Consider the following 599-nt stretch of genomic DNA (forward strand, 5'->3'; position numbering starts at 1 on the left):
CATGGGGTTAACCCATGTGAGTTTCCTCATTCGGAAATCTTCGGATCTCTGGCTATGTGCGCCTACCCGAAGCTTATCGCAGCTTATCACGTCCTTCATCGGCTCCTGATGCCAAGGCATTCACCATGCGCCCTTTGTAGCTTGACCTATTTAGTCAATTATTCAAAATCATTACAATTTTGGTTCTCACAAAGAATAGTATTTAATAAATACTTTATTTCTTGGCTTGTTGTATCAACAATTTATATTCATGTGCAATTTTCAAAGAACATTGGTGGGTCTAAGTGGACTCGAACCACCGACCTCACGCTTATCAGGCGTGCGCTCTAACCAGCTGAGCTATAGACCCATATGTGGTGGAGATAAAGAGATTCGAACTCTTGACCCCCTGCGTGCAAGGCAGGTGCTCTCCCAACTGAGCTATACCCCCACATAATTAAGAGATTTACATCTCTCAAAACTGAACAGAAACCATTTAAAAACCTTCTTTTCGGTAAGAAATCCGAATTTCGAATTTTTTAATATACCAGTTAATCATCTTGTTAACTGAATTCTCCATAGAAAGGAGGTGATCCAGCCGCAGGTTCTCCTACGGCTAC

At 41.9% G+C, this 599-nt stretch carries 2 tRNA genes and 1 rRNA gene; all 3 read right to left on the reverse strand.

What is annotated here, in order from left to right:
- Positions 1-147: ribosomal RNA gene (locus K5V21_RS19060) — 23S ribosomal RNA — on the reverse strand; the annotation flags it as partial.
- Positions 148-272: 125 nt separating this feature from the next.
- Positions 273-349, reverse strand: a tRNA-Ile gene (locus K5V21_RS19065).
- Positions 350-354: 5 nt separating this feature from the next.
- Positions 355-430: transfer RNA gene (locus K5V21_RS19070), tRNA-Ala, on the reverse strand.
- Between the last annotated feature and the right edge of the window lie 169 nt (positions 431-599).

Origin of the sequence: Clostridium sardiniense (assembly GCF_019753795.1) — a bacterium.
Lineage (GTDB): Bacteria > Bacillota > Clostridia > Clostridiales > Clostridiaceae > Clostridium > Clostridium sardiniense.